Raw genomic sequence first — 1,544 nt, forward strand, 5'->3', positions numbered from 1 at the left:
TACTTTGTCATTTCTATACATAATGTTTAAAATTATGTAGCCTTATTTCAGGACGGGTCAATATGCATTACAACGTTTATGTATATGGAAAGTTGCGGTTTTGTGTGCGAGGATTTTCCGAAGGAAAATCAGACGTAACAAAACAAGCAACGACCTTTATTTAAGCCAAATACCAGCAATTTTTTATATACTGTGTTGGCAATTGGCTTTATTCTTCTTCAATGAATTTCGATTTAAAATATATTTTCATTTTCATAGATACTTTTTTTCGTCGTTTCGTTTCCTTTTCATTCAAAACTCTGTCAGCATTATAAAAATCAATTGTTTTAAATTCTAAATATCCGAACAAAAAATTATTTGATTCAGGATTTGGGTATTCCGAAATCGTAAAATTCATTATTTTGCAAGGAACATCTATTTCCATTTTCAAATCATCAGTTTCGTTTAAGGAGCAATCAGGAAAGTCGAATGAGAATATTGGAGCAAATACTTGAACCATTCTTTCTTTAAATATTCCATAGAATTCATAATAACCATAATTTCCGTAGATTTTAATAGTATCATTTTCTTGGTAGAAAAATGTTTGGGCATTTCCAGTGTCTAGAGAATTTATATTACCTTTTAATTTGCCGTTTTCATAGTAGTCAATTTCAAAATGTGCTTTGTAATCTGGTAAAATATTTTTCTTGTAAATCTCTACCCTTTGTTTCGCTACCTTTTCTATATTCTGGTCAACTCTAATGTTATATTCTAATTCGCTAAATTTTGTTTGAGCAATAGTGGTGCTAGTAAAAAGTAAAAATGTCCAAATTAATAACTTCATTTTCTTGATTTGTTCAGCTTGTTGCCAACGGTTTTGTATAAGAATAGTTGCGTGTTTGCGTGCGAGGATTTTCCGAAGGAAAATCAGATGTAGCAAATACGCAACTACCTTTATTTAAGCACAAAATAGCAATTATTTTTATACATTGTTGGCAAATCGTTTTTTTTAATATCCACGTCCAAAAGCTTTTTTGTCAGCTATCATTTTCTTTGTTCTCCTAATTCCCAAAAAAATAAAAATCAGCGTGAAAACCGGAAAATAGAAAGGAAGTTTCGTTTTAAAAAAATAATAAACCAAAAAGTCTAAAACAATTCCGAGTGTGATGTATTTTATTATGTTCGTTCCTTTATGTCTAAAGTCTCTTTCATGAACTAAATAATTCCCAGTTTTCAGTATGTATTTATTATATAATTCCAATTGAGTCATTTTCCCAGTAGGTAAATCAGTCGTTTTTAATTCGTCAATATATTCCGCAATCAGAGTTTTATATTTTTCCGATTCTTTGTTGTGATGAAATTTCAGAAGTTGATTCGTAATATTCAGAGTAGAATTGTAATTTACGTTTCCTTTTATTTCTTCAGATTCAGATTCGAATAGTTTTATAAACTCATCTAATTTTTCTTTTAAAGTTTCATTGCTCATTAATTATCGAGAATTTCTAAATGTCTTGTCCTGAAATATGGCTACAGGTTAAAATTGAATTTACGCTGTTAATTTATAT

General features: G+C 29.1%; 2 protein-coding genes. Both read right to left on the reverse strand.

The window, feature by feature from the left end:
* Nucleotides 1-208: 208 nt before the first annotated feature.
* Entirely contained in the window at nucleotides 209-823 is a 615-nt protein-coding gene (locus ACFQ0I_RS17435; RefSeq protein ID WP_379944271.1) for a hypothetical protein, read from the reverse strand.
* A gap of 165 nt (nucleotides 824-988) precedes the next feature.
* Nucleotides 989-1,465 carry a hypothetical protein gene (locus tag ACFQ0I_RS17440; protein ID WP_379944272.1) on the reverse strand — a complete coding sequence of 159 codons (477 nt, stop codon included), beginning with the start codon at nucleotides 1,463-1,465 and terminating at the stop codon, nucleotides 989-991.
* Nucleotides 1,466-1,544 lie beyond the last annotated feature (79 nt).

The sequence above is a fragment of the Mariniflexile aquimaris genome (assembly GCF_042676825.1).
GTDB classification, from domain to species: Bacteria; Bacteroidota; Bacteroidia; order Flavobacteriales; family Flavobacteriaceae; genus Mariniflexile; species Mariniflexile aquimaris.